Here is an 18345-nt window from a genome sequence, read left to right as displayed (position 1 = left end):
CAATGGCAGAAGAAGGTAAGTCGCGTCTCGGCCGTGGATTGGCCGCCCTGATCGGCGAGGTCGGGGACGAAATGGGCAACCTCGAGCGAAAGGGCTTCGTGCCCCGCCACGTGCCGGTGGAGTTCCTGCGCCCGAACCCGCGCAATCCGCGCAAGCGATTCGACGACGACGATCTGCAGGAGCTGACCCAGTCGATCAAGGATCGCGGCATCATCCAGCCGATCGTGGTGCGGCCGATCCCGAACCACCGGGAGGAATACGAGATCGTCGCCGGTGAGCGCCGCTGGCGCGCGGCGCAGAAGGCGGGTCTGCACAAGGTGCCCGTGGTCGTCGTCACGATCGACGACAAGACCTCGCTCGAATACGCGATCCTCGAAAACGTCCAGCGCGCCGACCTCAACCCGATCGAGGAATCGGAAGGCTATTCCCGGCTGATGGTCGAGTTCTCCTATACGCAGGAGAACCTCTCGAAGATCATCGGCAAGAGCCGCAGCCACATCGCCAACATGCTGCGCCTCGCCGATCTGCCGGTCGGGGTGCGCAAGCTCCTGATGGAGCGCAAGCTCACGGCGGGCCACGGCCGCGCCCTGCTCTCCGTGAAGGATCCGTTGCAGGTGGCCAAGCGGGTCCTCGACGAGGGCCTGAGCGTGCGTCAGGTCGAGGAGATCGCGCAGAACGACAATGCCGATCCCGCGAAGGCGGAGACCACGACGGCGAAGCCCGCCAAGGTGGAAAAGGACCCGGACACCCGCGCGCTCGAAAGGGCCCTGCAGGACGTGCTCGGCCTCACCGTCAGCATCGACCACAAGGGCAAGGGCGGCGAATTGCGCATCAAGTATAAGACCCTCGAGCAGCTCGACGGCCTGTGCCGGCGGTTGAATCCGTAATCCCGTACCGCCTTCTCCAGCGCGAAAACCTCATCCGGCGAGGCCAGTCCGAAATGGGAGCAGCCCTGAGCCCTCATCCGGAGGAGGTGCTTTAGCACCGTCTCGAAGGACGAGGGCGCCTCCGGTGCTCTCTGGATCCTCCTTCGTGACGCAGCCATGGCTGATCCTCAGGATGAGGTGAGAGAGTTGTGAGCAAGACCCTCACAATGAGGGGTGAATTTCCATAAAAAGAAAGTCGCCGAGCTACCGCCTTGCCGCTCTTGCGATGTCGAGCAGGGTCTTGGCCGCGATCGTATCGGCGAGATCCGCGAGACGACGGGTCTGCAGCAAATTGGTCTGAAGCAACGCGACGGCATCCTTGAGGCTGCCGCTCGTCCAGCGCTGGAGATGGCGTTCGACCAGGGGCTTGCGCCGGAAGTGCAGGCTGCGCATGCCTTCCATCACATTGGGGATCGGACGACCTTCCTCTACGGAAATCCGCGCTGTCAGCAGCATCAGGGCATGGCGGAGCGCGGCGCCGAGCAGCACGGATGCATTCACGCCTTCCGCGGCCAGGCGCCGGGAGCCTGTCTCCAGGCCCGTGCCCTCGCCGGCGAAGGCGGCATCGACCACCGCGTCCATGGCGAGGCTCGACACGTCGCTCATGATCGCGTCCACGTCGGCCAGCGTGATCTCGCGCTGGCCATGGGCATACAGCATGAGCTTGGCGAGTTCTCCGCGGGTGGCGAGCCGGTCGCCGCCGAGGCTCGCGATCAGCGCGGTTCTGGCCTCGCGCTGGATCGAAAAACCGTTGGCCTTCAAGGCATCATCGACGACCGTGCCGAGATCGCGGCCCGTATCCGCATAGCAGGGCAGGGCGAGCGCCTTCTGCGAACGCTCGCACAATGTCCGCAGCGGCGCGGATTTCTGCAGATCGCCGCCTTCGATGACGATCACCGTGTCCTGCAACTCGCCCTTCAGAACCGCATCGACCGCCGGCGCGATGTTGCGCGAGGTCGATTTCACCCAGATCGCGCGCTTAGCGCCGAACAGACCCATGGTCCCGGCCTCGTCGGCGAGGCGGCCCGGGTCCGAGGCGATGTCGTCGCCATCGATGCGGATGAGCTGGAACGGGTCGGAGGGATCGTCCACCGAGCGCTCGGCGACGGCGCGGGCACGCTCGTTGATCAGGCCCATGTCGGGCCCGTAGAATAGGAAGACGCCGATGCGCGGATCGGGGCGCCGCAGCGCTCCGTCCACGTCACCTGCTTTGACGGCGACCATCGGGTCAGCTTTGGGTTGCGAGCGTCGCCGACAAGCGGGTCCTCACCTGCTGCGCCAGATCCGTGGCGAGCCGGATCTCAGCGTCACGCGCCGCCCGGATATTGGCGAAACGCTGCGGGAAGCGGTCGAAGCTCGTGGCCGATGTGGCCGTGCCCTGCGTGACCACCGTCTTTCCGTCCAGGCTCGTCAGCGTATAGGTCAGGGTGCCGCCGACGATGACGGAGCTGGCCGTGCCGGTCTCGCTGTCGACCACCGGGCTCGACTGGCTTTCGGTCATGCGCAGTGCGAGCTTGTAGCGCTTGGCCGTGTCCGATCCCGAGCCGTTGAGCAGGTAGACCAGCTCGCTGCGCAGGTAATGCCCCGTATTGGCGAGCGCCGGCGGCCATTGCAGCTCCGGCACGTCGATGGAGGCCAGGACCGTCTGGAGCGACTGGCCCGAGGCGGTCGGGCCATAGAGCGGCCGAAAGCAGGCGGACAGGCCGAGAGACAGGCCTGCCACGAGAACGACGTGGGCGAGGCCTTTGAACTTAAACGACGACATTCACGATCCTTTGGGGAACCACGATGATCTTGCGGGCGGGCTTCCCCTCCATCGCCTTTTGCACGGCATCGAGCGAGAGCACGGCCGCCTCGACACTAGCCTGATCCGCATCGCGGGCAACCGTCACGTCAGCCCGCTTCTTGCCGTTGACCTGCACGGGGAGGGTCACCGTGTCCTCCACCAGAAGCGACCGGTCGACCGTCGGCCAGGCCGTGTCGGACACGACGCCCTGCTGGCCCAGGGATTCCCAGCATTCCTCGGCGAGATGGGGCATCATCGGGGCGAGCAGCTGCACGAAGATGCGCCCGGCATCAGTGAAGGCCTGGCCCAAGCCCGGCTCGTCGCTGGTCTTGGCCTGGTTCGACAGATCCTGCAGGCTGTTGGCGAGCTCGTAGAGATGGGCGACGCAGCGGTTGAAGCGCAGACGCTCGACATCGTCCTCGACGGCCGCCAGCGCCTTGTGCGCCGCCTTGCGGACGGCGGTGGCGATGGGGCCTTCCGCGGCAGCGGAATTCCCGGCTGCCATGCGCTCGGCGAGATCGCCGACGAGGCGCCAGACGCGCTGGACGAAGCGACCTGCGCCCTGCACGCCCTCCTCGGTCCAGATCACGTCGCGCTCCGGCGGCGAGTCGGAGAGCATGAACCAGCGCGCCGTATCGGCCCCGTAGGATGCGATGATCTCGTCCGGGTCGACCGTGTTCTTCTTCGACTTCGACATCTTCTCGATCGAGCCGATCTCGATAGGCGCGCCGGTTTCCACATGGAACGCCTTGCGTGCCGCGCCTTGCGTCTCGAAGCGCACGTCGGAGGGCAGCACCCAGCCGCCGCTCGCATCCTTGTAGGTCTCGTGGACCACCATGCCTTGCGTGAACAGGCCGGCGAAAGGCTCGTCGACGCCGGCATGGCCCGTCTTCTTCATCGCGCGGGTGAAGAAGCGCGAATAGAGCAGGTGCAGGATCGCGTGCTCGATGCCGCCGATATACTGGTCGACGGGCAGCCAATGGTCCACGGTCGCGCGGTCCGTCGGCTTGTCCGTCAGGGTCGGGTCGGTGAAGCGCGCGAAGTACCAGGACGAATCCACGAAGGTGTCCATGGTGTCCGTCTCGCGGCGGGCTTTCCCGCCGCATTGCGGGCAATCCACGTGCTTCCAGGTCGCGTGACGGTCGAGCGGGTTGCCCGGCACGTCGAAGGACACGTCCTCCGGCAGCACCACCGGCAGCTGATCCTTCGGCACCGGCACGACGCCGCATTCATCGCAATGGATGATCGGGATCGGGCAGCCCCAGTAGCGCTGGCGCGAGATGCCCCAGTCGCGCAGGCGGAAATTCACCTTGCGCTCGGCCACCGGACGGTTGCCGCGGGTCTGCGATTCCAGGCGGCGGGCGACCTCATCCTTGGCCTCTTCGATGGTCATGCCGTCGAGGAAGCGGGAATTGATCATCCGGCCGTCGCCGTCATAGGCCGTGTCGGTGATGACGAAGGCATTCGGTTCGACATCCGGCGGGCAGACCACCGGCGTGTTGCCCAGCCCGTACTTGTTGACGAAGTCCAGGTCGCGCTGGTCGTGCGCCGGGCAGCCGAAGATGGCGCCCGTGCCGTATTCCATCAGGATGAAGTTCGCCACATAGACCGGCAGCGTCCAGTTCGGGTCGAACGGATGCTCGGCGCGAACCCCTGTGTCGAATCCGAGCTTCTCGGCCTTGTCGATGGCTTCCTGCGCCGTGCCCATGCGCTTGCATTCCTCGATGAAGGCAGCAAGCTCGGGGTTCTTCTCGGCGGCCGCCCTGGCGAGCGGATGATCGGGCGCGACGGCCATGAACTTCGCGCCGAACAGGGTGTCCGGCCGCGTGGTGTAGATCTGCAGCTCGGTGTCGCCGTTCGGGACCGTCTCGGGCTTCAACGCGAAGCGCACCAGCAGGCCTTCCGAGCGGCCGATCCAGTTGCGCTGCATCAGGCGCACCTTCTCCGGCCAGCGGTCGAGGGTGTCGAGCCTGTCGTCGAGATCCTGGGCGAAATCGGTGATCTTCAGGAACCACTGGGTCAGCTCGCGCTGCTCGACCAGGGCGCCCGAGCGCCATCCGCGGCCGTCGATCACCTGCTCGTTGGCGAGCACGGTGTGATCGACCGGATCCCAGTTCACCTTGGCGGTCTTGCGGTCGACGAGGCCTGCTTCCAGGAAGTCCAGGAACATGCGCTGCTGATGCTTGTAATAGCTCGGATCGCAGGTCGCGATCTCGCGGCTCCAGTCGATGGCGAGACCCATCGATTGCAGCTGGGAGCGCATGGTGGCGATGTTGGCGTAGGTCCATTCCTTCGGGTGGACCTTGTTCTGCATGGCGGCGTTCTCGGCCGGCATTCCGAACGCGTCCCAGCCCATGGGGTGGAGTACGTTGAAGCCACGCGCGCGCTTGTAGCGCGCCACCACGTCGCCCATGGTGTAGTTGCGCACGTGGCCCATATGGATGCGTCCCGACGGATACGGGAACATCTCGAGCACGTAGTATTTCGGACGCGGGTCGTCGTTGTTCGTCTTGAACAGGTCGCGGTCATTCCAGACCTGCCGCCATCTCAGCTCGGCTTCCTTGGCGTTGTAGCGCTCGGGCCTCATTTTTCTCAGCACATCCGTCGTTTAGCGATTCAAGCGGCTTGCGCCGCAGCGTTGGCGCGGACTAGGACACAGCTCTCCCGCGCGGTCAACGGTTTCGCGCGGGCGAGACGGTCAAGATTCGACGCGGTGTGTCATCCCCGGCGGCTCGCAGAGCCGGGAAGGGGGATCATCGGGGCGTGCCTGACCATGGATCCCCTTCTAGCGTGATGGCATTCGCCATCTCCGGCCGGGGATGACAGTGCGGAGCGAGAGAGGATGCCATGAGCGAGAACGGCGCGGTCGAAGGCTTGAAACAGGTGCAGGAGAGCATCCGGCGCGCGGCCTCCGATTATGGCCGCGACCTATCCTCCATCACCCTCGTGGCGGTCTCCAAAACCTTCCCGGTGGAGGAGATCGAGCCGGTGCTCGCCGCAGGCCAGCGGGTCTTCGGCGAGAATTACGTACAGGAAGCCAAGGCCAAATGGCCGGCCTTGCGCGAGCGCTTTGCCGATGTGGAGCTCCACATGATCGGCCCGCTGCAGTCCAACAAGGCCCGGGAGGCGGTGGAGCTCTTCGACGTGATCCACACCCTCGACCGCCCGTCGCTCGCCGAAGCGCTCGCCAAGGAGATCGTCAGGCAGGGCAAGAGGCCGCGCCTGCTGGTACAGGTGAACACCGGCGAGGAGCCGCAGAAGGGCGGCGTGATCCCGGCCGAGGTTGATGCCTTCCTTGAGGCCTGCCGCAGCAAATACGGCCTGGAGATCGCGGGCCTCATGTGCATCCCGCCGGCGGAGGACCCGCCGTCGCCCCATTTCGCGCTGCTCAACACCATCGCCAGGCGCCACGGCCTCGCCATGCTGTCCATGGGCATGAGCGCCGATTTCGACGCGGCGATCCAGCTCGGCGCCACCCATGTGCGGGTCGGCAGCGCGATTTTTGGGAGTCGGCCAAAGGCTTGAAGGTTTAACTCCGCTAGTGGACCATCAAGGAACCACCAAAGCTCTTGGTTCTCGGCTCCCAAAAATAAAGCACTGTATTGGGGCCATCATAGAAAAGAATACCTGGATTTTTCAGAATTCTTTTCTTTGGCGGACGCTTGAAACACTCATCATCGTAGCAGTTCGGCTGCCAAGCCCCAGGCTCAGCAACGCTAAGACCCGAATGGGGAAGGCCGCTTTGATCAACATCCAGACCGCTTCTGTTGTGCTCGGATAGGACAAAAATCTGAGGGCGGCTCTTGAGGAGGACGATGAGGCCGAGCACATCATCGGGCTTCCGGATTGCGATCAGCGCCTTGTCCTTCCGTCCATCGCCATCGAAGTCGGCTTCGATCATTGAAGGATCGGCCTCACTGCTTGGCGTCTCTCCGACGCGGATCTTTTCCTCCTCGGCCGTGAGCACCCGCCATGCGCCCAGATCCTCTGCCTGAGCGGTTGAGGACATCGACAGAAGGGGGCCAAGCGCCATGCTCAGCAAAAAAGGAACGATTACGATGCGGCCCATGAGAGACTCGATACGATGAATGAGACCCCGATTGTTGTAACATATGACATCCGCTCGGCGGTGAGATTACGCACGCCTCCTCACACCCTCTCGCTGTCCAGCATGGCCATCTGGGCGGACGGATAGCGGTCGCCGGCGGCCGCGCCCTTGGGGACGATCTGCTCGATGGCCGCGAGATCCTCCTCGGTGAGCTTGACGTCAAGGGCCCCGAGCGCCTCGGCGAGGCGATCGCGGCGGCGGGCGCCGACGAGCGGGATGATGTCATCGCCCTGCGCCGCCACCCAGGCGATGGCGATCTGCGCGACGCTGACGCCCTTGGCCTCGGCCAGACGCCGCAGACCTTCGACCAGCGCGAGGTTCTTCTCGACATTGCCCTCCTGGAAGCGAGGGCTATGGGTGCGGAAATCGCCGGGGCCGGTGGTCTCGCCCTGCCAATGGCCGCTGATCAGACCGCGCGAAAGCACCCCATAGGCCGTGATGCCGATGCCGAGTTCGCGGCAGACCGGCAGGATGGCGTCCTCGATGCCGCGCGAGATCAGGGAGTACTCGATCTGGAGGTCGCAGATCGGATGCACGCCAGCGGCTCGGCGGATGGTGTCGGGGCCGACTTCGGACAAGCCGATATGGCGCACGTAACCCGCCTTCACCATGTCGGCGATGGCCCCGATGGTGTCCTCGATCGGCACGTTCGGATCGAGCCGGGCCGGGCGGTAGATGTCGATATGGTCGACCCTCAGGCGCTGCAGGGTATAGGCGAGAAAGCTTTTCACGGCCTGCGGGCGGGCATCGTCGCCGAGCCACGCTCCGGCGGGATCGCGCATGGCGCCGAACTTGACGCTGATCACGGCCTGATCGCGGTCGCGCCCCTGGAGCGCCTCGCCGACCAGCATCTCGTTATGGCCCATGCCGTAGAAATCGCCGGTATCGAGAAGGGTGATGCCGGCCTCCAGGGCTGCATGAATGGTGGCGATTCCCTCGGCCCGGTCCGCCGGCCCGTACATGCCCGACATGCCCATGCAGCCGAGGCCGAGCGCGGACACGGAGGGACCGGTTTTCCCTAAGCGGCGGTGTTGCATCTGATGATCTCCTGAAAATGTCGGCCGGCGGCTCTTCGCCGACGTCAACGGATCATGCCCGCTTCCTGTTCGTGCGATAATCCGGCATAACAAGAACAGGCTGTTTGGATTTTCGAACAATGAGCGATGTCGATCTCGCGGATCTCGAAGCCTTCGCGGCGGTGGCGCGGGCGCGCTCCTTCCGCAGCGTGGCGCGCTTGCGCGGCGTCTCGGCCTCGTCCTTGAGCGAGGCCCTGCGGCGACTGGAAGCGCGGCTCGGCGTGCGGCTTCTGAACCGGACCACGCGCAGCGTCACGCCGACGGAGGCCGGGCAGCGATTGCTCGAACGCCTGAGCCCCGCTTTGAGCGAGGTCGCCGCCGCGCTCGATGCGGTGAACGGCTTTCGCGATTCGCCGACCGGGACGCTGCGGCTCAACGTTCCGACAGCGGTGGCCCGTCTCGTGCTTCCGCCGATCATCGGCCCGTTCCTGGCCGCCCATCCGGGCATCGCCCTGGAGGTGACCACCGAGGACAGCTTCGTCGACGTTCTGGCGGCCGGATTCGACGCCGGTGTCCGCTATGACGAGCGACTGGAGAAGGACATGATCGCCGTGCCCATCGGCCCGCGCGTGCAGCGCTTCCTGGTCGCCGGCGCGCCCGCCTATCTCGCTGCCCATGGCCGGCCTTCGCATCCGATGGACCTTCTGAACCATGCCTGCATCCGCCATCGCTTCGCCAGCGGCGTGATGCACCCTTGGGAATTCGAGCGCGACGGCGAGATCGTGAAGATCACTCCCACGGCCCGGGTGATCGCGAACAACATCGACCTGGAAATCAGCGCCGCGATCCAGGGGCTCGGCCTGATCGCCACCTTCGAGGGATTTATCGAGCCGGAATTGAAGAGCGGTGCCCTGGTGCCCGTGCTGGACGATTGGCTGCAGCCCTTCTCCGGGCCCTTCCTCTATTATCAAAGCCGCCGTCACATGCCGGCACCCCTGCGCGCCTTCGTGGATTTCATCAAGAAGCGGCCCTCGCCCGAGATTGCGCCCGCGGCTCTTTCCGGATAAGCCTTGGATCCCGATCACCATTCGAAACCAGGGAGGGCTGCATGATTGAAGCGATGCATCAACGCACGTTCGGCCCCTGGCATGCCCTGCAGCAGCTTGTTGCAGGGCCGACCATCGAACGGATCTGACGGCGGGTTTTCCGTGCCGCATTTTCTTGAAGCAGAACCGGCTTCCCTTTCGCTGAAAATGCTCCCCGCGTCCTCATCTCATCCTGGTCAGCTCTGAACGGCTTATCGCGCTTGTGGCTCCGCAAGGCTCCCGCGCGTCCGACACGTTCGAGACTTCTCGCGCTTTCGATGGCTGTTGCCCGAGCGCGTTGCACCAGTGAGATTGATCGCATGGCTTCCCTGACCCTTCGCAATGTCGGCGTCGTTGCCCATATCCCCCTGTTCCAGAACCTGAACCTCGTCATCGGCGAGGGTGATCGCCTTGGGCTCGTCGCGGCCAACGGCGCCGGAAAAACGACGCTGCTCAAATGCCTTGCGGGCCTGGCCGAGCCAACCGGGGGAGACATCGTCCGTTCGCGCGGCCTGCGCGTCGCCCTCGTGGAGCAGGACGTTCCGGCAAACCTGCTCGACCTCGCCTTCCATGACGTGCTGCATCGGGCGCTCCCGGCTGACGAGCGAGAGGGACACGAATGGCGTGTCGACATGGTGCTCGACGAGTTCGAGACGCCCGCCGATCTGCGCAACCTTCCGATGCGCGCGCTCAGCGGCGGCTGGCAGCGGTTGGCGCTGATCGCCCGTGCATGGATCACACAGCCCGATCTGCTGCTTCTCGACGAGCCCACGAACCATCTCGATCTCGAAAAGCTCTTCAAGCTGGAGGCCTGGATCAACGCGGCGGGCTATACGGCGCCCATCGTGGTGGCGAGCCACGACCGCGATTTCCTCGATGCCTGCACGACAAGAACCCTTTTCCTGAGACCGGAGGAATCGATCTCCTTCGCGCATCCCTACCGCCGCGCCCGCGAACTGCTCGATGCGCACGATGCAGCCGCGCAGACGCAGCGCGAAAAAACCCTGCGCGAGGTGAAGCGCCTTCGGCAGAGCGCCTCGGCGCTGCGCAATGTCGGCATCAACAGCGGCAGCGATGCGGCGCAGATAAAATCCGCGCAGATCAAGCGCCGGGCCGATGCTCTGGAGCAGAATGCGCGCGCTGTTCACAAGGAACGGCCGGGCGAGATCAGGCTGGCCAATCGCGGCACCCATGCGCGGGTGCTCGTGGCGCTGGAGAACGTCACCGTGCAGACGCCGGATGGGCGCAAGCTCTTCGCGGTTCCGAAGCTCGACGTGGCCCAGGGCGATCGCATCGCGGTGCTCGGCCGCAACGGCGCCGGCAAGTCGCAACTCGTTCGCCTGCTGCACGAGGCGATGAACCGGCCCGAGGGACTGCCCGGCATCCGCGTGACTCCGAGCCTCGCCCTCGGTTATGTGGATCAGGACATGCAGCAATTGCCCGAGAGAAGCACCGCGCACGATTTCATTCTGTCGCGCTTTCGCCTCGGCGATCAGCGCAGCCGCGCGGTGCTGGCGGAGGCGGGCTTTTCCATCGAGAGGCAGGGGCTTCCCATCGCAAAGTTGTCGCCGGGCCAGAAGGCGCGGCTCGGTTTGCTCGCTCTGCGCCTGACCGAACCGAACTTCTACCTCATGGACGAGCCCACCAACCACGTGGACATTCCGGGCCGCGAGCAACTGGAATCCGAAATCCTCGACGCGGAAGCCACATGCATCGTCGTGTCCCACGACCGCAGCTTCGTCAAAACCATCGGCACCCGCTTCCTGCTCATCGACAAGGGCAGAGTGCGGGAGATCGACGGGCCGGAGACGTTTTACGAGAGCGTGGTCGGGTGAGGGGTGAGAGCCGCGCTTAATTTAGTACCGGACGTGAAATTGAGTGAAAGACGTCATCACCGGCCTCGTGCCAGTGATCTCGATGAAGTGAGGCACTGAGCTTTTCCTCATCGGGATGGCCGGGAGGGGTAATGAGGGCCCATGGTCAGCCCACGATCTCGATCCGCGTGTTCGGCCCGATCCGCTCCAGCAGGCGGCGGATCATGCGTTTGTCGACGGCGACGCAGCCTTCCGTGGGCAGGAGGCCCGGGCGGGCGAGATGCAGGAAGATGGCGCTGCCGCGGCCTCGTCTGATCGGCCGGCGGTTCCAGGCGATGTCGAGCACCACGTCGTAGAGATGGTCGTCCCGCCACATCTTCTCGTGGCCGGTGGGGCAGGGCAGGGGGACGAGGCGGTTGTAGCGGCGATCCTTCACGTCGTCGGACCAGCCGTCGGTGGGGCGTATCGGCCTTAAGCGAAGGCCGGTTCGGGGCCGGGGAATGTGGTCGGGGCGGTAAAAGGCCTGCAGGATTGCGAAGCGCCCGACCGGCGAGGCACCGTCGCCCTCGCGCTTGGCGTAGGCAGTGCCCGAGCGTCCAAGGGCGCAGGGAATGACGAGATTGCCGGCCTCGAGACGCCCGCGCTTGTGGTCAAGCGGGGAGCGAAAGACGCGGATGACATTGACGCGAGAGAGTTTCATGGGCAGTGGAAGGGATGGAAGGTCCCTCTTGTTGTCAAGCTGGGAATGACTACTCTTATGCGTCGAGCATGATCCAAAGCTCAAGGCTCGCGCTGGCTGAAGGCCAGGCGGCGATTTTCGGTCCGGGATCGTGCGCGGCGGTAAAGGGGCGGACGAACCGGCTTGAGGCTCAGGGGGTCCGCTTTTCGAAGGCCGCTTACGCGACTTGTGCAGTCCATCGTGTTGAAGGGTTTGAGATGTCGAATGCCAGCCGCCTCCTCGTCGTCGATGACGATCAGGACCTGCGCGACACCCTAGCCGAACAGCTCGGATTCTATGACGAGTTTCAGGTCGCGACCGCCGAGACGGCCACGGGCGCCATCGATGCGGTGAAGGGGGACCGGATCGATCTCGCCATCATGGATGTGGGCCTGCCCGACATGGACGGGCGCGAGGCGGTGAAAGTCATGCGCCAGAACGGCTTCCGCAGCCCGATCATCATGCTGACCGCCCAAGGCTCGGAGGCGGATACGGTGATGGGCCTGGAGGCGGGGGCCAACGACTATGTGGTCAAGCCGTTCAAGTTCGCCGTGCTGCTCGCCCGCATCCGGGCGCAGCTGCGCCAGTACGAGGCGAGCGAGGATGCGGTGTTCCAGATCGGGCCGTACATCTTCCGCCCCGGTTCGAAGCTTCTCACCACCGACAAGGGCTCCAAGCTCAAGCTGACGGAGAAGGAAACGGCGATCCTGCGCTATCTCTACCGCGCCGGTCAGGCGGTGGTCGGGCGCGACACCCTGCTCACCGAGGTCTGGGGCTACAATTCCAACGTCACCACGCACACTCTCGAGACGCATATCTACCGCCTGCGCCAGAAGATCGAGACTGATCCGTCCAATGCCAGCATCCTGGTCACCGAGCCCGGTGGCTACAAGCTGATTCCGTAAAAGCGTCATGGCGCTGGACGACGACATCACGGTCTTAAGCCAGGCTCCGCTGTTCAACCTGCTGGAGCGGGATGCCCTGCGCCTCGTCGCCTTCGCGTCGGAGAGCCGGACCTACCGCGAAGGCGACGTGCTGTTCCGAAAAGGAGACCGCGCGGACGGCGGCTATGTGGTGAGCCGCGGTGCCATCGCGCTCGACGCCAGCGACGACGGTTCGCCCGAAACCTTCCTGGCCGGTCCCGGCTCTCTTATCGGGCAGGCGGCCTTGTTCGCCCGCATCGAGCGCCGCGCGACCGCGACCGCCCGCGAGCCCTCGGCCATCATCCGCGTGACGCCGAGCCTCATGCGCCGGGTGCTGGAGGAATTCCCGGACGCCGCCGCGGCGATCCAGGAGGCCATGGCCGAGGAGCTGACCCGCCTCACGGAGGGCCTGGAGCGGGTCCGCCAGCAACTCATCGCCATCGACGGCGAGGACATCCCGGCAAAGGCGCCGGATGAGGCGTGAGGGGTTTGCCCCTCACGCGGCCTGACGTCGGTCAGGAAGACGTCGACCTCGCGGCTGAGGTTCTCCGCATAGCGGGCAAGCTCCTGGGCCGCACTCAGGACCTGGGTTGCCGCCGCGCCGGTCTCGCCCGCACCATGCTTCACGCTCTCGATGCTCTCCGTCACCTGACCAGTGCCGTGGGCGGCGTCCTGGACGCTGCGCGAGATCTCGCCCGTCGTGGCGCCTTGTTCCTCCATCGCGGCGGCAATCCCGGTCGAGATGGTCGAGATCTGATCGATGATCGTCTGGATGCCGTGGATGGCACCGACGGCTTCGTGGGTGGCACCCTGGATCTGGGCGATCTGCGAGCCGATCTCGTCGGTGGCCTTGGCGGTCTGAGTCGCCAGGTTCTTGACCTCGGAGGCCACCACGGCGAAGCCCTTGCCGGCCTCGCCGGCGCGCGCCGCCTCGATGGTGGCGTTGAGCGCCAAGAGGTTGGTCTGGGCGGCCAGATTGTTGATCAGCGTGATCACGTCGCCGATGCGCTCGGCGCTGCTCGACAGGGCCTGCACGATGCCGTTGGTCCGCTTGGCGCTCTCGACCGCCTCGAAGGAGATCTGGGACGACTGGTTGAACTGGCGGGCGATCTCCCGGATCGAGATCGACATCTCTTCCGTTGCCGCCGCGACGGTCTGCACGCTGCTCGATGTCTGCTCGGCTGCCGCCGCCACGCTGACGGATTGCCGGTTGGTCCGATCGGCCGTGGTCGTCATGGTCTGGGCGGTTGCCTCCATTTCCGAGGCCGCGGCGGCCAACCCTTGCGTCAGCGCCGAGACATTGGATTCGAACTGGCGCGTCAGCTCGTCGAGCTTCATGGCGCGCTGCATCTTCGCGCCGCTCTCGCTGGCCTGCTCGACGGCGAGCCGCTGACGTTCAGCCGTGTTCTCGCGGAAGATTTCCACCGCGCGAGCCATCTCGCCGATCTCGTTCCTCCAGGCGAGGTAAGGAACCGTCAGCGCGGTCTCTCCGTGGGCCAGGCTCTTCATGGTCTGGGCCAGCTTCGGGATCGGCCGGAACAGCATCCGGGCCGACAGGATCGCCGCCAGGGTCAGCACGAGGACGGCGGCCAGGGACACGACCCCTACCTGCCACAGGAGGCGGTTGGCCGAGGCCTGGAGGGCGGTGACCTGAAAGCCGCTGCCGAGGACGCCCAGAACCTGTCCGCTCTGGCCGAAGACGGGCAGGTTCACCAGAAGATAGTCGCTGCCGAGAATCGTGGCCTTGCCCACATAGGTGCCGCCCGCCGACACGATGGGGAAGATGACGCCGTTGCGGTCCATCGCCGTGCCGACGGCGCGGGAGCCGTCGGGATTGTGCATGTTGGTGGCGCGGCGAACCATGTTTCCGCTCGTCTTGTCCTTCACGAACAGGGTCGCCGGAGCTTGCGTGGCCTCGGCGATCCGATCGGCCAGTTCGTCGCTGTAGAACACCGCGTCGTCGTTCACGGTGATCCCGGTGACGGCGCCCGCGGCATCCTTCTTCACCGCAAGATTGTCGATCGAGCCGCGCAGGATGCCCACGAAGGTCCGCACATTGGATTGGAGCTGAGCCAGCGCTTTGGTCTCGACGTCGGAACGGGTCTGAAGCGAGACGGCTGCGAAGAGAGCGGCGGCGGTCATCACGACGAAAGCCACCATGGCGGCCGTCGTGAGGTGGGAAAGCTTCCGATGGGCGAGGAACTGCACGGTTGTTTACCTTAGGGAAAGTCGTGCAGAAGCCTTCGCAAATACCGGTTAACAACCCGTCAAAGGCCGGGTTGAAGGGCCGCTTTTCCGCAATGTGCTTCCAGGGTGACCCTCACTTTCAGCGGGCGGCCGGATACGCTAGCCCGCGAGCGGAAACACGATGGTACAAATCACACCGGACGGGTCGAAGTCGATCACGACGGATCCGCCGAGTTCCTGAGCCAAGCCACGCTCGATCAGGCGGGTGCTGAAGCCGCGGGCGGATGGCGGCTGGACAGGAGGCCCGCCGTTCTCGTCCCATCGGAGCGTCACCTCCTCGCCCTCTGCGGCGAGGTCCCACGAGATGGAAATCCAGCCGGACGGCACGGAGAGGGCCCGTATTTCAGGGCGTTCGTCAGAAGCTCGTGGATCGCCATGGACAGGGGCAGCACCTGGCGCGGAGGCAGCTTGATCGCCGGGCCGGACAGGACGAAGCGCTGCAGATCCACACTCTCGAAGGGAGAGATCGCCTGGTGCACGATGGTGCGCAGCTCGGCGCTGTCCCAGCTCTCCCGCGTCAGCACGTCGTGGACGCGCGCGAGCGCCATCAGCCGGCTCTCCAGCCTCTCCTGGGCATGGTCCAGAGTCTCGGCGTTCTTGAGCGACTGGAACGCGATGGACTGCACGGTCGCCAGAGTGTTCTTCACCCGGTGGTTCAGCTCGTTGATCAGCAGTCCCTGGTGGTCGAGCGCCCGCTTGTGATCGGTGATGTTGATGGCCTCGCTGAAGATTCCGATCACACGGCCCTCGGCATCCTTCATCGGCTGATAAATGAAATCGAGGAAATGCTCTTCGAGAGTGCCCTCGGCATCGCCCGCCAGCAGCACGCGCTGGCCGCGCCCGATATGGGGCCGTCCGGTCCGGTAAACCTGGTCCCGCAGCTCGAAGAAACCCTGGCTCGCGAGCTCCGGCAGGGTCTCCCGCATGGAACGCCCGATGAGCGCCCGCTCCTCGCCCACGAAGCGGCGATAGGCGTCGTTGGCCATTTCGAGGATGTGATCCGGCCCGCGGACGACGCTCATCATGCTCGGCATCTGCCGGAACAATGTGTGCAGGTGCTCCCGCTCAGCTCTGAGATCGGCTAGCGTCTCGTCGAGCTCGAGCTGCGAGCCGATCAGGTCGGCAAAGAGCTGCAGGGTCTTCAGGGTCTTGGGGTCGGACAGCTTGGCCGGCTTGGGATCGAGCGCGCAGATCGTGCCGAAGATTTCGCCTGAGCGCAGGATGATCGGAACCGCGATGTAGCTTTCGAAGCCGTACATCTTGGGCGTCCGGTGGGAACAATAGACTTGGTCCGTGCTGGCCTGATCGATCACGATGGGCGTGCTGGAGGCGCGGATCTCCGAGCAGAAGGTGGTCGCGACCTCGAGCGTTCCGCCGACGGGAAGGCCGAAGCCGATCCGGTCGAGCACCGCACAGGCGGTCCAGGAGGTGTCGGTCACCCGGGCAACGGCCCCGAATCCGAGGCCGGTGCTGTCCAGCACGAGTTCGAGGATGGAGGAGACGGCATCGATACGGCCGACCGCTTCGACGGCCGCGCTATCGTCCTGCTCTGCGCCCGATTCAACGCGAGCCACGGCATTCCCTTGTGTCATGGGAAAACCATAGCAGAGTTTTTCCGCCACGAAACGGCTGGGCGGTTATGCCGCTCCGCAGAAGCCCTTACAGCTCCAGCACCGCCGTTACGGGTGCGTGGTCGGAGGGCCGGTCCCAGCCGCGGGTCTCGCGGGTGACGTCGATGGAGCGCAGGGTGTCCTTCATGTCCTTCGACAGCCAGATGTGATCGAGCCGGCGGCCCTTGTCGGCGGCGGCCCAGTCCGGCGAGCGGTAGCTCCACCAGGAGTAGATCTTCTCCGGCTCGGGGCGGAGGGCCCGCATGGCGTCGACCCATTCCGCCTCCTGGCGCAGCTCCTCCAGCGCTTGCGTTTCGACCGGGGTGTGGCTCACCACGTCGAGAAGCTGCTTGTGGCTCCAGACATCGTGCTCGAGCGGCGCCACGTTGAGATCGCCCACGAGAATGGCCGGCGCGGAGGTGGGCTTCGAGCGGCTGCCCCATGAGCGCATCTCGGCCATGAAGTCGAGCTTGTGCTTGAATTTCTCGTTGAGTCCCTGATCGGGGATGTCCCCGCCGGCGGGGACATAGAAGTTATGGATCGTGACGCCTGCCGCCGCCTTGGCTTCCCGGCTCAAGGTGACGGTGATGTGGCGCGCATCCTGGCGGCCGCACATCTCCATCACGCCGGTCTCCGTGAAGGGATAGCGCGACAGGATGGCGACTCCGTTATAGCCCTTCTGGCCCATATGGACGACGAAGGGATAACCGAACGCCTGCAGCTCCTTCAGGGGCAGCTTGTCGTTCGGACATTTGGTTTCCTGCAGGCACAGGATGTCGGGACGCCGCTCCTTCAGGAAGCGGCCCACCTGGTCGATGCGCAGGCGAACGGAATTGATGTTCCAGGTCGAGACGGTCAGTTGCACGGGGTGTGGCCCTTCGGAAGATCCCTTCCGGCTACGACAGATTTCCGCCGGAGGGAAGCGTGGCGGAGCGCGCGGCGCTTATTTGTTCCCGCCCACGAGGGCTTCGTACTGGATCTTGAACAGATCCTGGTCGATCCGGCGGCCGCGCTCGATCCTGCCCAGCACCACCACCGTCTGGAAGCCCTGGGCGTCGACGATGCGCCATTGGTTCAGGCTCTCCACCTGGCTGTCGAAATAGAGCGCGATGCGGGACGTGCCACCGAGGGTCGAGGAGTCTTCCAGGTTGATTCGCACCGAATCGCCATCGTTGATGATGCCGGTGATCCTGATGTCCTGGCCGAGATTGACCCGCTCGCGCAGGAGGAATTTCAGCGGCGTCTGGGAGATCGAATAGAGATCCTGGGTGGCGAGCTTGCGGTCGCGCACGGCGACGGACCGGCCGTCGGCGATCACCTGGAGGGTGGCGGGCGGGTCGTATTCGAACCGTACCTTGCCGGGACGCTGGAGATAGAGGGTGCCGCCCTGCCTGCGCCCGTCGCCGCCCACTTGCGTGAAATCGGCCACCAGAGTGCTTAGGTTCGTGAAATAGGCATTGGCGCGCTCCACCACGACGTCGTTCGGCAGCGGCTGGCGGAGGGCCACAGGCCCCATGGCGGCGGTGACGATGGGCTTGGGCGCAATGGCGATAGGCTGCGGTTCGGGTGCTTCGTGAGTCTCCGCCATCACGGGGCGGCTCGGCGGCAGGGGCGCGGTCACGGCCACAACCTGCTCCGCATTCGCCGGTCTGGGGATGACGGGCCGAGACGGTTGGGTCTCGGGTGTGGCGCGATGGAAGGAGGCTGTCGGCAGATGAGGGGGCGACGGGCTGAAGCCCTGAGTCGCAGCCGGCCGGGCGGGGGGCAGGATCATTTCGATCGGAAGCGTCTGTGCCATGGCCGGCAGGGCACCCGCGAAGAGCGCCGTCACCAGGCTGGCAAGAGGGACGGGACGCATCCGATTCGATCTCCTTCGGAACCATCCTGGGCCATGTGCGATGGCCAAGCAGCGGTCACTGATGACGCAGGGCAGTGGCCAAGGTTCCGACGGAGCCTTAATCGTCTCCCGTCCCCGGAGTTTCAAGCAGAATCTCGCGTTTCCCGGCGTGGTTTGCGGGTCCGACGATGCCCTCGTGCTCCATGCGCTCCATGAGCGAGGCGGCGCGGTTGTAGCCGATCTGCAGCCGGCGCTGGATGTAGCTCGTCGACGCC

General features: G+C 65.2%; 17 protein-coding genes and 1 pseudogene. 6 read left to right on the top strand and 12 right to left on the bottom strand.

Going from position 1 to position 18345, the window contains the following annotated elements; all coding sequences use genetic code 11:
* Nucleotides 1–2 precede the first annotated feature (2 nt).
* Nucleotides 3–887, top strand: coding sequence for a ParB/RepB/Spo0J family partition protein (locus FS320_RS08725; RefSeq protein ID WP_152710885.1), 885 nt, complete (start codon nucleotides 3–5; stop codon nucleotides 885–887).
* 243 nt (nucleotides 888–1130) lie between these two features.
* On the opposite strand, the gene holA is transcribed toward FS320_RS08725, so the two are convergent.
* Genes holA through leuS form a run of 3 tightly spaced genes read right to left on the bottom strand, consistent with a single transcriptional unit; the run spans nucleotide 1131 to nucleotide 5299 of the window.
* Complete coding sequence (gene holA / locus FS320_RS08720) at nucleotides 1131–2150, bottom strand: DNA polymerase III subunit delta (RefSeq protein ID WP_152710883.1); 1020 nt, start codon at nucleotides 2148–2150, stop codon at nucleotides 1131–1133.
* Nucleotides 2151–2154: 4 nt separating this feature from the next.
* Nucleotides 2155–2691, bottom strand: a complete 537-nt coding sequence (lptE, locus tag FS320_RS08715; protein ID WP_152710881.1) for an LPS assembly lipoprotein LptE — start codon at nucleotides 2689–2691, stop codon at nucleotides 2155–2157.
* On the bottom strand, nucleotides 2678–5299 hold the full coding sequence (gene leuS, locus FS320_RS08710; protein WP_152710879.1) for a leucine--tRNA ligase: 2622 nt from the start codon (nucleotides 5297–5299) through the stop codon (nucleotides 2678–2680). Before leuS ends, lptE begins: the two co-directional genes overlap by 14 nt.
* Nucleotides 5300–5559: 260 nt before the next feature.
* Here leuS and FS320_RS08705 point away from each other — a divergent pair, with 260 nt between their 5' ends.
* Nucleotides 5560–6237 carry a YggS family pyridoxal phosphate-dependent enzyme gene (locus tag FS320_RS08705; RefSeq protein WP_152710877.1) on the top strand — a complete coding sequence of 226 codons (678 nt, stop codon included), beginning with the start codon at nucleotides 5560–5562 and terminating at the stop codon, nucleotides 6235–6237.
* Between the two features lie 13 nt (nucleotides 6238–6250).
* Here FS320_RS08705 and FS320_RS08700 read toward each other — a convergent pair whose 3' ends face one another.
* Both FS320_RS08700 and FS320_RS08695 read right to left on the bottom strand, forming a co-directional pair.
* Nucleotides 6251–6781, bottom strand: coding sequence for a hypothetical protein (locus FS320_RS08700; protein WP_152710875.1), 531 nt, complete (start codon nucleotides 6779–6781; stop codon nucleotides 6251–6253).
* Nucleotides 6782–6861: 80 nt separating this feature from the next.
* A complete protein-coding gene (locus tag FS320_RS08695; RefSeq protein WP_152710874.1) occupies nucleotides 6862–7857 on the bottom strand; it encodes an aldo/keto reductase in 996 nt (331 codons plus the stop codon).
* A gap of 119 nt (nucleotides 7858–7976) precedes the next feature.
* Between FS320_RS08695 and FS320_RS08690 the strand changes: the two genes are divergently transcribed.
* Entirely contained in the window at nucleotides 7977–8903 is a 927-nt protein-coding gene (locus FS320_RS08690; RefSeq protein ID WP_152710872.1) for a LysR family transcriptional regulator, read from the top strand.
* 338 nt (nucleotides 8904–9241) lie between these two features.
* Complete coding sequence (locus tag FS320_RS08685; RefSeq protein WP_152710870.1) at nucleotides 9242–10756, top strand: ABC-F family ATP-binding cassette domain-containing protein; 1515 nt, start codon at nucleotides 9242–9244, stop codon at nucleotides 10754–10756.
* Between the two features lie 145 nt (nucleotides 10757–10901).
* On the opposite strand, the gene FS320_RS08680 is transcribed toward FS320_RS08685, so the two are convergent.
* Nucleotides 10902–11435, bottom strand: coding sequence for a L,D-transpeptidase family protein (locus tag FS320_RS08680; RefSeq protein WP_152710868.1), 534 nt, complete (start codon nucleotides 11433–11435; stop codon nucleotides 10902–10904).
* Nucleotides 11436–11671: 236 nt separating this feature from the next.
* On the opposite strand from FS320_RS08680, the gene FS320_RS08675 reads away from it, so the two are divergent.
* Both FS320_RS08675 and FS320_RS08670 read left to right on the top strand, forming a co-directional pair.
* Nucleotides 11672–12358, top strand: a complete 687-nt coding sequence (locus tag FS320_RS08675; RefSeq protein ID WP_152710866.1) for a response regulator transcription factor — start codon at nucleotides 11672–11674, stop codon at nucleotides 12356–12358.
* Between the two features lie 7 nt (nucleotides 12359–12365).
* Entirely contained in the window at nucleotides 12366–12860 is a 495-nt protein-coding gene (locus tag FS320_RS08670) for a cyclic nucleotide-binding domain-containing protein (protein ID WP_152710864.1), read from the top strand.
* 143 nt (nucleotides 12861–13003) lie between these two features.
* On the opposite strand, the pseudogene FS320_RS47720 reads toward FS320_RS08670, so the two are convergent.
* The 6 genes and pseudogenes from FS320_RS47720 to FS320_RS08645 all read right to left on the bottom strand — a co-directional run.
* Nucleotides 13004–14518, bottom strand: a pseudogene (locus FS320_RS47720) (methyl-accepting chemotaxis protein); the annotation flags it as partial.
* A gap of 204 nt (nucleotides 14519–14722) precedes the next feature.
* A complete protein-coding gene (locus tag FS320_RS45105) occupies nucleotides 14723–14896 on the bottom strand; it encodes a sensor histidine kinase (protein ID WP_153885294.1) in 174 nt (57 codons plus the stop codon).
* Nucleotides 14893–16197 (bottom strand): HWE histidine kinase domain-containing protein, encoded by a 1305-nt coding sequence (locus tag FS320_RS08660; RefSeq protein ID WP_162002889.1) that lies wholly within the window; start codon nucleotides 16195–16197, stop codon nucleotides 14893–14895. Before FS320_RS08660 ends, FS320_RS45105 begins: the two co-directional genes overlap by 4 nt.
* Before the next feature lie 85 nt (nucleotides 16198–16282).
* The gene (gene xth / locus FS320_RS08655; RefSeq protein ID WP_162002888.1) at nucleotides 16283–17098 is read right to left on the bottom strand and encodes an exodeoxyribonuclease III; all 816 of its coding nucleotides are present in this window, start codon (nucleotides 17096–17098) and stop codon (nucleotides 16283–16285) included.
* A 78-nt stretch (nucleotides 17099–17176) separates the two neighbouring features.
* Complete coding sequence (locus FS320_RS08650; RefSeq protein ID WP_152710859.1) at nucleotides 17177–18091, bottom strand: outer-membrane lipoprotein carrier protein LolA; 915 nt, start codon at nucleotides 18089–18091, stop codon at nucleotides 17177–17179.
* Between the two features lie 97 nt (nucleotides 18092–18188).
* Nucleotides 18189–18345, bottom strand: a 157-nt coding sequence (locus tag FS320_RS08645; protein ID WP_152710857.1) for a DNA translocase FtsK, incomplete at its 5' end; no start/stop codon positions are given.

The sequence above is a fragment of the Microvirga tunisiensis genome (assembly GCF_009296175.1).
GTDB lineage: Bacteria > Pseudomonadota > Alphaproteobacteria > Rhizobiales > Beijerinckiaceae > Microvirga > Microvirga tunisiensis.
Note: the sequence above shows the minus strand (reverse complement) of the source record. Positions and strands in the feature narration are given on the sequence as shown.

Coding starts and splice junctions, on each gene's coding strand:
- FS320_RS08700 (WP_152710875.1), bottom strand. CDS start 6,781: ATGGGCCGCATCGTAATCGTTCCTTTTTTGCTGAGCATGGCGCTTGGC.
- FS320_RS08680 (WP_152710868.1), bottom strand. CDS start 11,435: ATGAAACTCTCTCGCGTCAATGTCATCCGCGTCTTTCGCTCCCCGCTT.
- leuS (WP_152710879.1), bottom strand. CDS start 5,299: ATGAGGCCCGAGCGCTACAACGCCAAGGAAGCCGAGCTGAGATGGCGG.
- FS320_RS08705 (WP_152710877.1), top strand. CDS start 5,560: ATGAGCGAGAACGGCGCGGTCGAAGGCTTGAAACAGGTGCAGGAGAGC.
- FS320_RS08650 (WP_152710859.1), bottom strand. CDS start 18,091: ATGCGTCCCGTCCCTCTTGCCAGCCTGGTGACGGCGCTCTTCGCGGGT.
- FS320_RS08725 (WP_152710885.1), top strand. CDS start 3: ATGGCAGAAGAAGGTAAGTCGCGTCTCGGCCGTGGATTGGCCGCCCTG.
- FS320_RS08695 (WP_152710874.1), bottom strand. CDS start 7,857: ATGCAACACCGCCGCTTAGGGAAAACCGGTCCCTCCGTGTCCGCGCTC.
- holA (WP_152710883.1), bottom strand. CDS start 2,150: ATGGTCGCCGTCAAAGCAGGTGACGTGGACGGAGCGCTGCGGCGCCCC.
- FS320_RS08690 (WP_152710872.1), top strand. CDS start 7,977: ATGAGCGATGTCGATCTCGCGGATCTCGAAGCCTTCGCGGCGGTGGCG.
- FS320_RS08675 (WP_152710866.1), top strand. CDS start 11,672: ATGTCGAATGCCAGCCGCCTCCTCGTCGTCGATGACGATCAGGACCTG.
- FS320_RS08670 (WP_152710864.1), top strand. CDS start 12,366: ATGGCGCTGGACGACGACATCACGGTCTTAAGCCAGGCTCCGCTGTTC.
- FS320_RS08685 (WP_152710870.1), top strand. CDS start 9,242: ATGGCTTCCCTGACCCTTCGCAATGTCGGCGTCGTTGCCCATATCCCC.
- lptE (WP_152710881.1), bottom strand. CDS start 2,691: ATGTCGTCGTTTAAGTTCAAAGGCCTCGCCCACGTCGTTCTCGTGGCA.